A 1064-nucleotide genomic window follows, 5' to 3' on the forward strand; every position below is an offset into this window, starting at 1 on the left:
CCCTATTTGATTGTTAAAACATCCTCTCTTTATTTGTTTTTCACTTCAGAAGACATCATGACAACGAATCAACAAAACGCAGTTGTTTCGCAACCACAAACCGTCGTTGTGAAACTGGGTACAAGTGTGCTGACAGGCGGCACATTGGCACTAGATCGCGCTCACATGGTTGAGCTAGCGCGTCAGTGTGCTGAGCTTAAGAAACAAGGCCATTCAGTGGTAATGGTTTCGTCTGGTGCGATTGCAGCAGGCCGTGAGCATCTTGGATACCCCGCACTGCCCAACGAGATGGCGAGCAAACAGTTGCTTGCTGCTGTGGGGCAGAGTCGTTTGATTCAAACATGGGAGTCTTTGTTTGGTATTTACGGTATCAAGATTGGTCAAATGCTACTGACTCGTGCTGACTTGGATGATCGTGAGCGTTTTCTTAATGCGCGTGACACCATCAATGCGCTTGTAGCGAACGATATTATTCCAATCGTGAACGAAAATGATGCAGTAGCCACCAGTGAAATCAAAGTCGGCGACAATGACAACCTATCGGCTTTAGTGGGTATTTTGTGTGGTGCAGATAAGTTATTGCTACTGACAGACCAAAAAGGTCTGTTTACTGCAGACCCACGCAAAGATCCGAATGCAGAGCTGATCAAAGAAGTTAAAACCATTGATGACACGTTGCGTAAAATTGCTGGCGGCAGCGGTACAACACTCGGTACGGGTGGTATGGCGACGAAACTTCAAGCAGCCGACATCGCACGTCGCGCGGGTATTGAAGTTATTATCGCAGCAGGTAGCGCGCCAAACGTAATTTTTGACTCGTTGAGCACGGAGCCTCAAGGTACGCGTTTCCTACCTTGTTCAGAAGCATTGGAAAACCGTAAGCGTTGGATCCTCGCAGGTCCTGCAGCATCGGGTGACATTATCATCGATGATGGTGCGGTAAATGCGGTTGTTGGTAAAGGCAGCAGCTTGCTAGCAAAAGGGGTCATCAAGGTGAGCGGTGATTTTGCCCGTGGTGAAGTTGCTCGCGTAACAAATTCTCATGGCAAACTGGTTGCGCGTGG

1 protein-coding gene is annotated in these 1064 nt (G+C 48.4%); it reads left to right on the plus strand.

All coding sequences use genetic code 11. The features are described from left to right. Nucleotides 1-57 precede the first annotated feature (57 nt). Nucleotides 58-1064 (plus strand): glutamate 5-kinase (gene proB, locus R7P35_RS26110; protein ID WP_318093383.1); only part of this gene is annotated, 1007 nt, incomplete at its 3' end.

The organism is Vibrio sp. Vb0304, assembly GCF_033338995.1.
GTDB classification, from domain to species: Bacteria; Pseudomonadota; Gammaproteobacteria; order Enterobacterales; family Vibrionaceae; genus Vibrio; species Vibrio alginolyticus.